The organism is Streptomyces sp. NPDC087420 (genome assembly GCF_044744165.1).
Taxonomy (GTDB): domain Bacteria; phylum Actinomycetota; class Actinomycetes; order Streptomycetales; family Streptomycetaceae; genus Streptomyces.
In genome coordinates this window covers 510,681-525,708 of record NZ_JBIUXU010000001.1, presented here as the reverse complement: position 1 = coordinate 525,708, position 15,028 = coordinate 510,681, and the positions used below count along the sequence as shown (strand labels likewise).

At 71.0% G+C, this 15,028-nt stretch carries 16 protein-coding genes; 7 read left to right on the top strand and 9 right to left on the bottom strand.

What is annotated here, in order from left to right:
* Window positions 1–38: 38 nt before the first annotated feature.
* From ACIO1C_RS02265 to ACIO1C_RS02255, 3 genes are all read right to left on the bottom strand, one after another.
* Entirely contained in the window at window positions 39–1,430 is a 1,392-nt protein-coding gene (locus ACIO1C_RS02265; protein ID WP_401857372.1) for an NADP-dependent succinic semialdehyde dehydrogenase, read from the bottom strand.
* Between the two features lie 141 nt (window positions 1,431–1,571).
* Complete coding sequence (locus tag ACIO1C_RS02260; RefSeq protein WP_401858023.1) at window positions 1,572–1,895, bottom strand: WhiB family transcriptional regulator; 324 nt, start codon at window positions 1,893–1,895, stop codon at window positions 1,572–1,574.
* 232 nt (window positions 1,896–2,127) lie between these two features.
* Window positions 2,128–3,483 carry an NAD(P)/FAD-dependent oxidoreductase gene (locus ACIO1C_RS02255; RefSeq protein WP_401857369.1) on the bottom strand — a complete coding sequence of 452 codons (1,356 nt, stop codon included), beginning with the start codon at window positions 3,481–3,483 and terminating at the stop codon, window positions 2,128–2,130.
* A 319-nt stretch (window positions 3,484–3,802) separates the two neighbouring features.
* On the opposite strand from ACIO1C_RS02255, the gene ACIO1C_RS02250 reads away from it, so the two are divergent.
* On the top strand, window positions 3,803–4,273 hold the full coding sequence (locus tag ACIO1C_RS02250) for a DUF5709 domain-containing protein (RefSeq protein WP_401858022.1): 471 nt from the start codon (window positions 3,803–3,805) through the stop codon (window positions 4,271–4,273).
* A 51-nt stretch (window positions 4,274–4,324) separates the two neighbouring features.
* Here the strand turns inward: ACIO1C_RS02250 and ACIO1C_RS02245 are convergent, their stop codons facing one another.
* The 5 genes from ACIO1C_RS02245 to ACIO1C_RS02225 form a co-directional block, all read right to left on the bottom strand.
* On the bottom strand, window positions 4,325–4,855 hold the full coding sequence (locus ACIO1C_RS02245) for an ATP-binding protein (RefSeq protein WP_401857366.1): 531 nt from the start codon (window positions 4,853–4,855) through the stop codon (window positions 4,325–4,327).
* A 245-nt stretch (window positions 4,856–5,100) separates the two neighbouring features.
* Window positions 5,101–5,469, bottom strand: coding sequence for a hypothetical protein (locus ACIO1C_RS02240; protein ID WP_401857363.1), 369 nt, complete (start codon window positions 5,467–5,469; stop codon window positions 5,101–5,103).
* Between the two features lie 69 nt (window positions 5,470–5,538).
* A complete protein-coding gene (locus ACIO1C_RS02235) occupies window positions 5,539–6,072 on the bottom strand; it encodes a type 1 glutamine amidotransferase domain-containing protein (protein ID WP_401857360.1) in 534 nt (177 codons plus the stop codon).
* 145 nt (window positions 6,073–6,217) lie between these two features.
* Window positions 6,218–6,688 (bottom strand): SAV_915 family protein, encoded by a 471-nt coding sequence (locus ACIO1C_RS02230; RefSeq protein WP_401857357.1) that lies wholly within the window; start codon window positions 6,686–6,688, stop codon window positions 6,218–6,220.
* Window positions 6,689–6,846: 158 nt separating this feature from the next.
* Window positions 6,847–7,374, bottom strand: a complete 528-nt coding sequence (locus ACIO1C_RS02225) for a winged helix-turn-helix transcriptional regulator (RefSeq protein ID WP_401857354.1) — start codon at window positions 7,372–7,374, stop codon at window positions 6,847–6,849.
* Between the two features lie 103 nt (window positions 7,375–7,477).
* Here ACIO1C_RS02225 and ACIO1C_RS02220 point away from each other — a divergent pair, with 103 nt between their 5' ends.
* On the top strand, window positions 7,478–8,929 hold the full coding sequence (locus ACIO1C_RS02220; protein ID WP_401857352.1) for an MFS transporter: 1,452 nt from the start codon (window positions 7,478–7,480) through the stop codon (window positions 8,927–8,929).
* A 9-nt stretch (window positions 8,930–8,938) separates the two neighbouring features.
* On the opposite strand, the gene ACIO1C_RS02215 is transcribed toward ACIO1C_RS02220, so the two are convergent.
* Window positions 8,939–9,970 (bottom strand): amino acid ABC transporter permease, encoded by a 1,032-nt coding sequence (locus ACIO1C_RS02215; protein ID WP_401857349.1) that lies wholly within the window; start codon window positions 9,968–9,970, stop codon window positions 8,939–8,941.
* Between the two features lie 606 nt (window positions 9,971–10,576).
* Here ACIO1C_RS02215 and ACIO1C_RS02210 point away from each other — a divergent pair.
* From ACIO1C_RS02210 to ACIO1C_RS02190, 5 genes are all read left to right on the top strand, one after another.
* Window positions 10,577–11,725 (top strand): LLM class flavin-dependent oxidoreductase, encoded by a 1,149-nt coding sequence (locus ACIO1C_RS02210; protein WP_401857348.1) that lies wholly within the window; start codon window positions 10,577–10,579, stop codon window positions 11,723–11,725.
* The gene (locus ACIO1C_RS02205; RefSeq protein ID WP_401857345.1) at window positions 11,722–12,228 is read left to right on the top strand and encodes a GNAT family N-acetyltransferase; all 507 of its coding nucleotides are present in this window, start codon (window positions 11,722–11,724) and stop codon (window positions 12,226–12,228) included. Before ACIO1C_RS02210 ends, ACIO1C_RS02205 begins: the two co-directional genes overlap by 4 nt.
* Entirely contained in the window at window positions 12,225–13,166 is a 942-nt protein-coding gene (locus ACIO1C_RS02200; protein ID WP_401857342.1) for an ABC transporter substrate-binding protein, read from the top strand. The genes ACIO1C_RS02205 and ACIO1C_RS02200 overlap by 4 nt, the downstream gene beginning before the upstream one ends.
* Before the next feature lie 17 nt (window positions 13,167–13,183).
* Entirely contained in the window at window positions 13,184–14,179 is a 996-nt protein-coding gene (locus tag ACIO1C_RS02195; RefSeq protein WP_401857339.1) for an amino acid ABC transporter permease, read from the top strand.
* Window positions 14,180–14,259: 80 nt separating this feature from the next.
* On the top strand, window positions 14,260–15,012 hold the full coding sequence (locus ACIO1C_RS02190) for an amino acid ABC transporter ATP-binding protein (protein WP_401858020.1): 753 nt from the start codon (window positions 14,260–14,262) through the stop codon (window positions 15,010–15,012).
* Window positions 15,013–15,028 lie beyond the last annotated feature (16 nt).

The following is a 15,028-nucleotide window of genomic DNA, read 5'->3' as shown; positions in this document are numbered from 1 at the left end:
ACCAGGGGCTCGCTTCCGGATCAGGCGGATCAGGCGGATCAGGCCGAGTACCACACGGTGGTGATGTTGCAGAATTCGCGGATCCCATGACCCGACAGCTCGCGCCCGTAGCCGGAGCGCTTGACCCCGCCGAAGGGGAGGGCGGGATGCGAGGCCGTCATGCCGTTGAAGAAGACGCCGCCGGCTTCCAGGTCCCGTACAAAACGGTCCACCTCGGCCTCGTCCTCGGTCCATACGTTCGAACTGAGCCCGAACGGGGTGTCGTTGGCGAGCGCCACCGCCTCGTCCAGGTCCGCGACCCGGTAGAGCGTGGCCACCGGCCCGAACGTCTCCTCGTGGTGGATCCGCATGGCGGCGGTGATGTCGGCGAGGACGGTCGGGGCGTAGAACCACCCGCCCTCGACCTCCGCCGGGCGCTGCCCCCCGCACAGGGCGGTCGCGCCCCGGCCCAGGGCGTCCTCGACCAGTTCCTCCAGGTCGGCGCGGCCCTGCTCGGAGGCGAGCGGGCCCACGTCGGTGGACTCGTCCAGCGGGTCTCCGACGGTCAGGTCGCGCATCCCGGCGGTGAAGCGGGCGGCGAAGGCGTCGTAGACGTCCTCGTGCACGATGAAGCGCTTCGCGGCGATGCAGGACTGGCCGTTGTTCTGCACGCGGGCGGTCACGGCGGTCCTGGCGGCCCGCTCGATGTCCGCCGACGGCATGACGATGTACGGGTCGCTGCCGCCCAGCTCCAGGACCGTCCGCTTGACCTCGTCACCGGCGACGGCCGCGACGGCGCGGCCCGCCGGCTCGCTGCCGGTGAGGGTCGCGGCGGCGACCCGGGGGTCGCGCAGGATGTCCTCGATCGCGCCGGAGCCGACCAGCAGCGTCTGGAAGCAGCCCTTGGGGAATCCAGCCCTGCTGAACAGGTCTTCCAGGTACAGCGCGGTCTGCGGCACGTTCGAGGCGTGCTTGAGCAGGCCGACGTTGCCCGCCATGAGGGCCGGCGCGGCGAACCGTACGACCTGCCAGAGCGGGAAGTTCCACGGCATCACCGCGAGCACCACCCCGAGAGGGCGGTAGTGGACGCGGGCCCGGGACGCGCCCGAGTCCTTCACGTCGGCGTCGGACGGGTGCTCGTCGGCGAGCAGTTCCCCGGCGTGCTCCGCGTACCACCGCATCGACTTCACGCACTTGAGCGCCTCCGCGCGGGCGGCCGCGACCGGCTTGCCCATCTCGGTGGTCATGGTGCGGGCGATGTCGGGCGCGTCCTGTTCCAGCAGGTCGGCGGCGCGGTTCAGCAGCCGCGCCCGCTCGTCGAACCCGGTCAGGCGGTACTGCCGGAAGGCGGCGTCCGCGGTGGCGACACGCTGCTCGATCTCCTCGGCTCCCAGCGCGTCGAAGGTCTTGAGCGTCTCTCCGCTGGTGGGATTCACCGTCGCGATGGGCATGGGGCCATTCCTCCTCGATTCGACAGTCCGACCCTTCCGCGACCTGCCCGCGCCCGCAACACGGGCGAGGGGGCACAGCGGGCCCGGGACGGGGCGCGGGCCCGGGTCCTGAGCGCGCCAGGGGCTTCAGGGGCCGGGGGTTCAGGGGCGGCGGGAGCGGCCGGGTCCCGACTGCTGGGTGCCGCGGGCCGGGGCCGCCTGGGGTGTCCTGCGCCGGTCGCTCCTGCGGCGCAGACGGCGCCGCTCCTCCTCGTCCGTACCACCCCACACGCCGGAGGTACGGCCGGTCTCCAGCGCCCATTCGAGGCACTCGCGCTCCACGGGGCAGCGGTGGCAGACCTCCTTGGCGCGCCGGGCCTGTTCCGCGGCGGGGCCGGACTCGCCCACCGGGAAGAACAGCTCGGGGTCGGCGTCGACGCAGGCCGCTTGACGCAGCCACGCCCAGGTGTCGGTATCGGGGCCGATGCTCAGGGGTTCCGTAGGCAGCCGCACAGTCGGTCGTTCCTTTCGCTCGGTGGGCGGTGGGGGGTTCCTCTGTCTTCGCGTACCCCTCACGCCGCTGCGAAACGGAGACGGTGCTTCTGTTTCCCGGAACACGGCGGTTTCCGGACCGCACGCGGTCGTACGGCACCCGGTCCTACGGCACACGGCACTACGGCACACGGCCTTCCGGGCGGTTCACGAGGTGCCGGACGGTTCACGAGGTGCCGGACGGTCCTCCGGGCTTCTCGCCCGGTCCGCCCGGTCCGCCCGGGACCTTGGCCAGTTCGGGGGACGACGATTCGAGCGGTACCGTCCACGACCTGACGAGGCCGAGCTGGACGGCCTGGCGGGGCAGGACCGCGTCGAGCAGCCAGTCGGCGGCGACACGCACCCGGTTCCCCGGCATGGCGGCGAGGTGGTAGCCGCGCGTCACGGCGCCCGCCACCGGGCCCGACAGGGGCACTCCGAGCGGGTTGGCCGCCGCCTTGACCCCGCCGAGGTCCACCACGAAGCCCAGGTCGTGGTGGCTGTAGACCTCGCGCTCGCCGTAGCCGAGGGAGGCCGCGACATTGCGCCCGGCCACCTTCCCCTGGCGGCTCGCGTGCTGGGCCGTCATCGGGGTGTACTCCCCCGGCCTGGTGAGGTCCGGTACGGCGGCGGCGTCGCCGCACGCGAACACCTCGGGATGTCCTGGCACGTTGAGCTGCGGGTCGACCACGAGACGGCCCCGCTCGACGGGCAGTCCCACCCCGGACACGAGCGGGTCGGGGCGGACGCCCACACACCACACCAGCGTGCGGGTCTCGACGAACTCGCCGGTGTCCAGGGTGACTCCGGTCGGGGTCGCCTCCTTCACGGACGTCTTGGTCCGTACGTCCACCCCGCGTTCGCGCAACACGCGGTCGGCGGTGTCGGAGAGCCTGCGGTCGAGTTCCGGCAGCACCCGCGGCGCGACGTCCAGGAGCATCCAGCGGGGTTTCTCGCCCCGGCTCCACCGGCGCTGCTTGCGCATCAGGGCGTCCGTGAAGAGCTTGCCCTGGGCGGCGACCTCGGTGCCCGTGTAACCGGCCCCGACCACGACGAAGGTGGAACGGGCCTCGGCCTCCTTCGGGTCGGCCGTGGTCGCGGCCATCTCGATCTGGCGGGTGATGTGGTCGCGCAGGTAGAGCGCCTCCGGCAGACCCCGGAAACCGTGCGCGTACTCGGCGACGCCGGGGATCGGCAGCAGCTTGTTGACACTGCCCACGGCGAGGACGAGGCGGTCGTACGTCAATTCACCCCGCGCGCCTTCCGGGCCGGTGTACGTGACCCGGTGGCCCTCCAGGTCGACCCGGTCGGCCTCGCCGAGGACGAGCCGTACACGCGGCAGTGTTCCGGTGAGGGAGACCGTCACCCGGCGGGCCTCCAGGATCCCTGCCGCCACCTGGGGCAGGAGCGGGAGGTAGAGGAAGTAGTCGGTGGGGTTCAGCAGGACGATGTCGGCGGCGCCCCGAACCTTGCGGCAGACGGTGCGGGCGGCCTCGTAGCCGGCGAACCCGGCTCCGACGATGACAATGCGTTCTCGGCTCACGTTCGACTCCGGACAGTCACATATCGGGTCGTACCGTCGGACTGGTCACGTGCCCGCCACCGGCGCCGACAAACACCGCGGGGGTACGAAGACCTCCCTCCACAGCCCCCGACAGGGCCTTTCACCTGCCGTTTGACACGGCAGTGATTGGTGGGAGGGTGGTGGAGAAGGACGGCGCGAGCATCGCGCGAACTGCCGCTTGCCGAGGCTGCCGACGGGTACGGGCAGGTGGGTCCTGTCCGCCGGACAGGGTCTGGAAGCCCGTACAGAACGTCTACGGAGTGAGGAGACCGACGTGAGCGGCGACGGAGGCGAGACGATGGGCGACGAGGTGTACCAGCCCAACCACGACGACGGTGACGGGGTGTTCGAGGACGAGGGCATCCTCGATCCCGAGGACACCCTGGTGGACCGCGGGTCCGACCCCTTCGACGAGGGTTGGTCGCCGCCCGAGCGGCCGCTCGGTGTGGAACACACCGGGACGACCGCCTCGGAGCAGCTCGCGGGCGAGTCGCTGGACCAGCGCCTCGCCGAGGAGATCCCCGAGCGCGGGGCCCCGTTCGGGGACGGCATCGGCGATCTGGCCTACGGCGAGGGCGAGCTGGTGGACGACGAGGTCGGTGACGGCCGGTCCGGGCGGCTGGTGGCGCCGGACGAGGGCGCCCACGAGGACGCCGAGAACGACATGGTCGCCAGCGATGTCGGCATCGACGGCGCGGCCGCCTCGGCGGAGGAGGCCGCGGTGCATCTGGTGCCGGAGGAGGACGACGAGCCCGAGGCGTACGAGTAGGGCCGTACACATACGAGTTGAGCCGTACGAAGCGAGTCGGCCCGCCGGCGTTCAGGCCAGGGCCGACGCGAAGGACTCACGGGCCGGGGCGGGCGCGCCGAACGGCACGGGTTCCGGGGCGGGTGCGCGGCGCAGCTCGGCCGTACCGACACCGGTGACCGGGATCCGGGGCACGCGGAAGATGTCCTGCGGGGACTCGACACTCCGGGTGAACCAGACGACTTTGCCGCCGGCCGTGGGACAGGTCCCCCAGCTGTCGCTCAGCGCGGCGACGCGCGCGAGCCCTCCGCCGCCCGCGGTGAGCAGCCGGGGCAGCCGGGGGCCGTTGTCCTCCACCGAGGCCGTGAGGTGGCGTCCGCGCCAACGCAGTTCCACCACACACGTGCCGGCCTGTCCGACGTGCCGGTGGACATTGGCCATGAGTTCGCCGAGGCCCTCGCAGACGGGGTCGACGTGCAGGTCGAGTTTCCAGTGCTTGAGATGGGCGGCGACGATGCGCCGCAGCTGGGAGAGACGTTCCGGAGAGGCGTGCAATTCCACCGTGTAGCGCCGGCCGTCGTGCCGGTCGAGTGGAACTGTCATGTCGGGGCTCCTCACAGAGAGGCCCTCATGCTTCACCACGTTGTACCAACGACCCCCGAGTACGAAGCGTGAGCGGCATTCACTTCTGGGTCAACACCAGATTGCCGCCGTCGCACGGGACGCGCAACACGAACGGGGGACGACCGTACGGGAAAGAGGCCGGCCGGGGGAGAAACGCGCCCATGCCGGAGGGCCGGTCCCCGCGCACTCGCGGGGACCGGCCGTGTGCCCGTGCGGGCGCCCGGCTACCTGCTCTCCAGGCGGAGCTGGACCTCCTCCTCCTGGTCGCCCGAGGCCGTGCCCACGATCCGTACGGAGAAGGCGGCGGTCAGTGCCCTGCGCAGGCTGTCCACATCGGTGTAGGCGCCCTGGAGGGTGGCGCTGACGGGCGCGGACAGCCGCGCGGCGGCCGGCTCGTCGCGTACGTCGGCCGCGTCGAAGGTGGCGGTCCACACGGCGGGCCTGCCACCGGAGGCCGCCTGTGGTACGTCGTCGGCCGGCCGGTCGGACCCGAACGCCGTCCTGAGCGCGGAGAACACCGTGTGCGCGTCGTCCTGGTCCTGTCCGCTGAGTGCCACGACGACGTGCGCCGTCGGCTGGTCCGCAGTCTTCACCTGAAATCGCCCTCTCTCCGTCTCTGCTCCCCGTTTCCTCCCGGCACCCCCTGCCCTCCCCTGCCTCGTTCAGCCGCCGAACTCGGGCACGAAGGTGGCGTTGAACGCCTTGAGGTCACCGGGGTTCCGGCTCGTGATGAGGGTGTTGGGCCCGGAGGTGCAGACCTGGACCTGTTCGTCGACCCAGGTGGCGCCCGCGTTGCGGAGGTCGGTCTGGAGGCTGGGCCAGGACGTCAGCGTCCTGCCCCGTACGACATCGGCCTCCACGAGCGTCCACGGGGCGTGGCAGATCGCGGCCACCGGCTTCCCCGCGTCGAAGAAGCTCTTCACGAACGCGACGGCGCCGGGGTCCGTGCGCAGGGCGTCCGGGTTGGCGACGCCGCCGGGCAGCACCAGTCCGTCGTAGTCGGCCACGGAGGCCTCGGAGACCGTCAGGTCGACGGGGAAGGTGTCCGCCTTGTCGAGGTGGTCGAACGCCTGTACCTGACCGGCCTCCGTCGAGATGAGCACCCGTTCGCCGCCCGCCTCGCCGACGGCCTGCCAGGGTTCGGTGAGTTCCACTCGCTCCACGCCTTCGGGAGCCACGAGAAATGCCACACGCATGAGGTACACGTCCCTTCGTCTTCACCGGAGCAATGTCTCGCGCCTGCCCGCAGGCGCTCTCCTCACACAGGAGGCGCGGGCAGGCGCGGAAGAGTCCCGCAAGCGGAAGAAGTCCCGCAAGAAGAGTCTGGTGGACGCGGGCCGATCAGGCGCGTCGAGCGGCCGGTCGCGCCGAGGGGGCCATCCGGTGACCGGGCTGGAGCGGCGGGAGGGCGCCGGCGGAGGGCCTGCGGGCCCCGTACGGGCCGGCGGTCTGGACCGGGAGGGGAAGGACGGGCAGCGGGCCCGTGACGGCGACGGGGACCGTGACAGGAGCGGTGGCCGGGGCCGTGGCCGGGGCGGCCAGCTGCGGGTCGAGGGTGAGGGCGGTGACGCCGAGCGGCTCGGTGAGGGCCCGCACGGCGTGCTCCGAGAGCTTGATCCAGGCCTGCTGGGGGCCCAGGGTCGCGGCCAGTCCGGTCGCGGTGGTGAAGGCGACCGCCGTCCGGGCGCCCAGGGCGGTACGGAAGAGACGGACGCTGAAGCCTGCGGATCCCGGCCGGACCGGGACGAACAACGTTCCGGCCGGGGTCGGATGTGAAGGCTCCGGATCCTCGCTGTTCTGATGCTCCGACATGGTGTCGCTCCTGAGGACAGAATGACTGCCCCGGTCCGCGGGTCGGGAGCGGGGCATACCAAGGATGGTATGCCCGTACGGCGCACTCCGGTCCCGGTCGCTGACGCGCCCTTGATCCACCGGGCCCTTCCTCTGACGCGGGCTTGACGTCCGGACGGTCACTCCTGGGGGCGGGACACCCGCGCCTCGACCGTGCCGCGCCTGACCGGACCGCCGCAGTGGCGGCAGACGTGGTCGATCTCCAGCTGGTGCCCGCACTCGTGCCGGAGCGTCAACGCCGGTTCCTCCACGGCCCACTTGTCGCCCCACTGGAAGAGCGAGAGCAGCACCGGATGGAGCTCCCGGCCTGCTTCGGTGAGGTGGTACTCGTAGCGCGGCGGGTGCTCGCTGTACTGCCGTCGCTCGATCACCCCGGCCGCTTCGAGCTTGCGCAGGCGGTCGGCCAGGATGTCGCGGGAGGCGCCGGTGTAGCCGGCGATGCGGCCGAAGCGGTGGACGCCGTATCCCATCTCGCGGATGGCCAGCAGTGACCAGCGCTCACCCAGGACGTCGAGCGAGGCGGCGAGCGAGCACGGCCGTACGGCGAGGGGCTGGCGCGCCATGAGGGACATCCCGCCGCCGGGCTCCCCCGCGGCAGCGACCTCTTCTTTCGCCCCCGTCGTCCCGGACCCTTCCTTCGTCTCCATGCGCTCCACCCTAACCGGTGGTCGGTTGTCTTTTCCAACAGACCGCTGTTAGCGTCCACCAGGTAAGTTGGAAATCACAACAGACTCTTTGAGGGGTCCCCCCATGTCCACTCCCCCGTCCGTCCCCGACGAGCAGGCCGCGGCCAGACGGCATGCCCTGCGGGTGCTGGCCCTGGGCAGCCTCGGCGTGTTCGTGGTCTTCCTCGACACGACGATCGTGAATGTCGCCTTCGAGACGATCAGCCGCAGCTTCGACACCACGACCGGACATCTCGCGTGGGTCCTCAACGCCTACAGCCTGGTCTTCGCGGCCATGCTGATCCCGGCGGGACGCCTGGCCGACCGGTACGGGCGCAAGCGGATCTTCCTCATAGGGCTCGCCGGGTTCGCCGCGATGAGTGCCCTCTGCGGTCTCGCGCCGAACGCCGGATTCCTGATCGCCGCCCGGGCCCTGCAAGCCGTCTTCGCGGCGCTGGTCGTACCGACCTCGATCGCGCTGATCCTGCCCGAGTTTCCCGCCGCCCGGCGGCACGTGGCGGTCGGCACGTGGGGCGCGATGGGCGCGGCGGCGGCCGCGCTCGGCCCCACCATCGGCGCGCTCCTCACCGAGTACGCGTCCTGGCGGTGGATCTTCCTGGTGAACGTCCCGATCTGCGCCGTCATGATCTTCTTCGGGGCCCGGCTGCTGCGCGAGTCCCGCGACCCGCAGGCGTCCGGCATCCCGGACCCGATCGGTGTGGTCCTGGTCGCGGCCGTCCCCGCGCTGCTCAGCTTCGCCATCATCGAAGGGCCGTCCCGGGGCTGGTCCGACCCCTGGGTGATCGCGGGCTTCGTCCTGGCGGCGGCCCTGCTGCCGGTCTTCGTCCGGCGCTCCGCCACCGCCGCCCGGCCGGTGATGGACCTGGCGCTGTTCAAGGTCAGGCAGTTCCGCCTGGTCAACGCGGCGACGCTGCTGTTCGCCACGGCCTTCTACGGCATGCTGCTCAGCAACATCATCTTCCTCCAGACCGAGTGGCACTACTCCGTGCTGCGGGCCGCGCTGGCCAGTACACCGGGACCGCTGGTGGTCACCCTGATCGCCCGCCCCGCGAGCAAACTGGCGGGCTCGATCGGGTACCGCCCCGTACTGCTCGCGGGAGCCGTCAGCTGGGCCGCGGGCTCGGCCGCCTTCGCGCTCGCGGTCACCTCGTCACCGCACTGGGCGGCGCACTGGCTGCCGGCGAGCGTGCTCATCGGGATCGGCATCGGGCTGACCCTCCCGGTGCAGTCCGGCGCGGCCGTCGAATCACTTCCCCCGGCGCGGTACGGACTGGGCTCGGCGGTCAACGCCAGCTTCCGCCAGCTCGGCGCGGTCCTCGGGATCAGTGTGTTCGTCGCCGTGCTCGGCACCCCGGGCCCGGCGTCGGCCGTCGACGCCTTCCACCGGACCTGGTGGGTGTTCGCCGCCATCGGCCTGGCGGCCGGCGCGGTCCTGCTCGTCCCCCGGCTCAGGCGCGGCGCACCCGCCGGGGAGGCCCCGGCGGCGCCCGTACCCGCCGAGGCCCAGGCACGCTGAGGGCGGCCGTCAGCTGCCGGACGGGCCCTTGCCGGGGCCGCCCGGCAGTGGCGGCGCGTCGGACGCGGTGGCCTTTCGGAGGCGTACGGTCAGCAACGCGCCCTGACGGCGCAGCCGTTGCAGGGGGGTGGGCGGCAACTCCCTTGCCGCGCCCCGCGCGTAGTACCGCTCGACGTAGAACTGACCCGCCGACAGCACACTGGTGACGGCGATGTACCAGATGGTCGCCACCATCAGCAGCGGGATGACCTGGTACGTACGGTTGTAGATCAACTGCACGGAGAACAGCAGGTCCTGCACCGCGAGGACGCTGACGATGCTGGTGCCCTTGAGGGTGCCGATGAGCATGTTGCCCGCGGTGGGCACGATCGACCGCATCGCCTGCGGTACGACGATCCGGCGCAGCACCCGCCACCGGCCGATGCCCAGCGCGGCGGCGGCCTCGGTCTGGCCCGAGTCGACGGACAGGATGCCGCCCCGCACCACTTCCGCGGCGTACGCGGCCTCGTGCAGGGTGAGCCCGATCAGCGCGGTGAGACTGGCGCCGAAGAGGTTCACGGTCTTGACGGTGAGGAATTCGGGGCCGAACGGGATGCCGAGGCCCAGCGTCGGGTAGAGCGCGCCGATGTTGAACCAGAACAGCAGCTGCACCAGGAGCGGGGTGGAGCGGAAGATCCACACGTACCCCCAACTGATCGTGCGCAGCACGGGGTTGGCGGACAGGCGCAGGACGGCGAACACCGTGCCGATGAGGAATCCGAGGACCATCACGGCCGCGGTCAGCCAGAGCGTGAGCACCAGCCCGTCCAGGACGGCCGGGGTGGTGAAGTACTCCCCCACCACGGACCACTGGAACCGCTGGTTGCGGACGACCGAGTTGACGACCATGGCGAGGGCCAGGAGGGCGGCGACGGCGGAGAGCCACCGGCCGACGTGGCGTCGGGGCACGATGCGGGTGAGGTCGTCGGCGGACGGGGGGACGTCCGCGCGGCGGGGCGACGAGGCGCCGGCCGCGGGCAGGACGTCGGGAGAGACGGACATGGAGGGGCTCCCACGGGAGAGGTGGTCGGCGGTGGCCAGCGGGTGTCATCACGCGCACCGCGTCCCTCAACACGGCCGTCACGTCCCGGTGTTCCCACCGGACCGTCATCCCTTCGATCGTACGTGCGGAAACGGGAGGTCTGTCAAGAAGTCCTTTTCCGCCCGACCACAGTGCGAACGCCGGTTGACTTCCCCGTACGCACCATGCTCAATTGGCTCCATGCAGAAGCAGCTGCCGTTGGTCACCCGCGGACACATCGACTTCGGTCGAGTGTGGTCCGCCTCTTGTTGCGCCTGACCCGGCAGCGGGCCGCCTGACCGGCCCCTCCCTCCCTCGGTGATCCCCTCGCGGGCCGAGACTCCTCTCCTCACCGGGCGCGCGCTGCCGTCGACCCCGTCGTTCCCCTGACGCTCGTCACGCCTCGTCACGTCATCACGTCGTCGCGCCCGCCCGGTTCCACTCCGCTCGGTCCCACCCTGCCCGGTCCCACCCTGTCGGGTCTCTCCCTGCTCCGGATCCGCTCCCGCGGTCCTGAGGCATGACCACGACCGGGATCTCCCTCCCTTTCTCCCCTCTTCACTTTCCTTCCGCGCGAAAGGTCCGCCATGCCTGTGGAGTTCCTCGGGATAGCCGCCACCCACGACGGTTCGGAGACACATCCCCGCTCCGGTGCCTCGTTCGACAAGGACTACACACTCAAGCTCGCACGGGCCCATGAGGACCACGGCTGGGACCGGGTGCTGTTCGCGTACGGGTCCGGCTCACCGGACCCGGCCCCGGCCGCCGCGTACATCGCCGCCCGCCTGGACAAGCTTCAGATCCTGCTGGCGCACCGGCCGAACGTGTCGTACCCGACCTTCGCGGCGAAGACGTTCGCCACTCTGGACCAGATCAGTGACGGCCGCCTCACGGTCCACTTCATCACCGGGGGCAGCGACCAGGAGCAGGGACGCGAGGGGGACACCCTCACCAAGGACCAGCGGTACTCCCGCACCCGCGAGTACATCGAGATCGTGAAGCGGATCTGGACCTCGCACGAGCCCTTCGACCACGAGGGCGAGCACTACCGGTTCCACGACTTCGTCAGCGATGTCTTCCCGGTCCAACAGCCCCGGCCCGACGTCTCGTTCGGCGGATCCTCCGACGCGGCCCACGCCGCCGGCGGCGCCGAGGCGGACATCTACTGCCTGTGGGGCGAGCCACTGGAGAAGACCGCCGAGCAGATCGAGACGGTGAAGGCCGCGGCGCGCGCCGCCGGCCGTACGACCCCGCCCCGGATCCAGGTCGCGTTCCGGCCGATCATCGCTCCCACGGAGGAGCTCGCCTGGGAGAAGGCGCACCGCACGGTGGCCACCATCAACGCCCGCAAGGAGCAGGGGGGCGCGCTGGTCAGGCGGGGCCGGGGGGCGCCGGAGAACACCGGCTCGCAGCGGCTGATCGCGATCGCGGAGGCGGGCGAGCGGTACGACCGTGCGCTGTGGACGCCGACCGCCGCCGCCACGGGCGGCGCGGGCAACTCCAACGCGCTGGTGGGCACACCGGAGACGGTCGCCCAGGCACTGCTCGACTACTACGACCTGGGTGTGGACATCCTCTCGGCCCGTGGTTACGACCTGCTGGGCGACGCCATCGACTTCGGACGCCATGTGATCCCGCTGGTCCGCGAAGAGGTCGCGAAGCGGGACGCCGAGCGTGCCGTGCGCGCCGAGAGTGCCGAGAGCGGCCCGCGGAGACTGGCGAAGGCCGGGCGATGACCTCTGTCGCCGAACCGGGCGGGCTGACCTGGGTCACGGCCGCTGTCACGGACCCCCTGGCCCAGCCGATGCTGCGGGAGCTGGGGGACGAGTACTCCGCGCGGTACGGCAAGGACGCGCACGCCGAGATGGCCCGTTATCCGGCGGAGGAGTTCGACCCGCCGCACGGCGCGCTGCTGCTGTTGCTGGAGCGGGGTGAGGCGGTCGCCGGAGGCGCGTTCCGCCGCTACGACCCCACCACGGCCGAGCTGAAGCGCATCTGGACCCACTCCGCCCACCGGCGGCGCGGCCTGGCCCGGCGGGTTGTCGCCGAGCTGGAACGGGTCGCCGCCGCGCGCGGCTACCGGCGGGTCCACCTCACCACCGGGCCGCGCCAGCCCGAGGCCAAGGGCCTCTACCTGCACACCGGTTACACACCGCTGTTCGACACGACGGCCGACCCCGAGACCATCGGGCCGCTCCCGTTCGAGAAACACCTCGCTCCGTCGAGGGGAAAGAGATGACACCCGTGCGCGCTCAGGTATCCGCCGTTCTCACGGCCGTTCTGCTGCTGCCCGCCCTGGCGGCCTGCGGTTCGGACGACACGTCCGGCAAGGAATCGGCGGGCGCCGCGTCCGCCGCGCCCTCGGGTGACGTGGTCGCCGCGCTCAAGAAGGACGACGCGCTGGCGAAGCTGCTGCCCGCGGACGTCCGCGAGCAGGGCTCGATCAAGATCGCCGCGTCGGTGGGAGCGGCGCCCAGCGCCTACTTCCCGGACGCGACGGGGAAGAAGCCGGTCGGCCTGGACATCGACATCGCCGACGGGGTCGCCAAGATCCTCGGGCTGCGGCTGGAGCGGGAGGAGGCCAGCTTCGAGGCGATCCTGCCCGCGCTCGGCAGTGGCAAGTACGACGTGGGGACCGGCAACTTCGGTGTCACCGACGAGCGTCGCAAGACGATCGACTTCGTCACGTACATCAACGACGGGCAGGGCTTCGCGGTCAGCGAGAACGACACGACCACCAAGAAGGTCACGAAGCTCGACGAGCTCTGCGGCAAGACCGTCGGGGTCGGGGCGGGCACCACCTTCGAGGCGACCCTCAACGCGAACAAATCCGTCTGCGCGCAGGCGGGCAAGAAGCCGTACACGGTCAAGGTCTACTCGGACACCGGCGCCGGCCTCACCAGCCTCCAGCAGGGCCGGATCGACATCGAGATGTCGACCATCAACGGGCTGCGCTACCAGGCGGCCCAGCCGGCGGCCGGCATCAAGTTCCTCGGCGAGTTCCACCGGCTCGACGTGGGATTCGCCTTCAAGAAGGGCTCTCCGCTGCTCCCGGCGTTCGAGGGCGCGGTCAACGAACTGATCGCCGACGGCACGTACAAGAAGATCCTCGAACGGTGGGGCACCCAGGACTCCGCCATCGAGAAGTCCGAGATCAGTCCCCCCGAGAAGAAGTAGCGGCAGGAGCGCCCACCATGGAAACCGCAACCGGCACCGCGCACGCCGCGCCGCCACCAGGATCTCTCGTACCACCCGGAACCGCCCCGGACGGCGAGGAGCTCGCCACACTGACAGTGGTGCCCGCCCGCCACTACTGGCGGTGGGCCGCGGGGGTCGCCGCCCTCGTCGTCGTCGCCCAGTTCGTCCACGGCCTGGCCACCAATCCGGGCTGGGACTGGCACACGTTCTCGCTCTACCTGACGGCCGACAGCGTGCTCAAGGCCGTCTGGGTGACCCTCCAACTCACCGCGTACGGAACGGTCCTGGGCTTCGCGCTCGGGATCGTCCTGGCCTTCATGCGGCTGTCGCGCAGTGCGATCCTCCAGACCGTGGCCTGGACGTACATCTGGGCCTTCCGGTCCATCCCGCTCATCGTGCAACTGCTGTTCTGGTTCAACCTGGCCTATCTGTACAAGGAGCTGGGCGTCGGGGTCCCCTTCGGTCCCGTGCTGTGGAGCTTCGACACACTGAATCTGGTCGGCGCCCTCTCGGCCGCCGTCATCGGTCTGGCGCTGCACCAGGCCGCGTACGCCGCCGAGATCGTGCGCGGCGGGATCATCTCCGTGGACGGCGGGCAGCTGGAGGCGGCCGCGGCGCTGGGCATCCCCCGGCTGCGGCAACTGCGCAGGATCCTGCTGCCGCAGGCGATGCGCGGCATCCTGCCGAACGCCGCCAACGAGGTCATCTCCCTGTTCAAGGGCACGTCGATCGTGTCCGTGATGGCCATCGGCGAGCTGTTCTACCAGGTGCAGGTGGTCTACGGCCGCAACGGGCGGGTGGTCCCCCTGCTGATGGTCGCCACCGCCTGGTACATCCTGCTGACCACCCTGCTGTCCGTCGTCCAGTACTACGTGGAGCGGCACTTCGCGCGGGGCCACGAGCGCACTCCCCCGCCCACCCCGCTCCAGCGTGCCCGCACGTTTGTCCTCAAGCTGCGGGCCACCGCCGCCACCGGAGGTTTCCCGCGATGAGCAACAGCGACCGTACGAGTGTGGACCCGGGCGCCGGCAACGGTACGGGCGCGGGCGCCGAGAAGGCCGGCGGCGGTCTGATGGTCGACGTGCGCGGCGTTCACAAGAACTTCGGCGCCCTCGAAGTACTGCGCGGGGTCGACCTCCAGGTCCGCACCGGCGAGGTCACCGTGGTGCTCGGCCCGTCCGGCTCGGGGAAGTCGACGCTGCTGCGCAGCATCAACCACCTGGAGAAGCTCAACAAGGGCTACATCAGCATCGACGGCGAGCTGATCGGCTACCGCAGGGCCGGCAACAAACTGCACGAGCTCAAGGAGCGCGAGGTGCTCAAGCAGCGCCTCCACATCGGGTTCGTCTTCCAGAACTTCAACCTCTTCCCCCACCTGACCGTGGTGGAGAACATCATCGAGGCGCCCGTCTCGGCCCTGCGCGTCCCGCGCAAGCAGGCCCTCGCACAGGCACGGGTGCTGCTGGAACGGGTCGGGCTCGCCGACAAGACCGACGTGTACCCGCGTCAGCTGTCCGGCGGCCAGCAGCAGCGGGTGGCCATCGCCCGCGCCCTGGCGCTGGAGCCGAAGGTGCTGCTCTTCGACGAGCCCACCTCGGCGCTCGACCCCGAACTGGTCGGCGAGGTCCTCGACGTCATCAAGGACCTGGCCCGGTCGGGCACCACCATGATCGTCGTCACCCATGAGATCGGCTTCGCCCGTGAGGTCGCGGACACCGTCGTTTTCATGGACGGCGGAGTGATCGTCGAGCAGGGGACGCCGGCGGAGGTGCTCGACCGGCCCCGGCACGAGCGCACCAAGGCCTTCCTCTCGAAGGTCCTCTGACCCCTCCCGCCCGTCC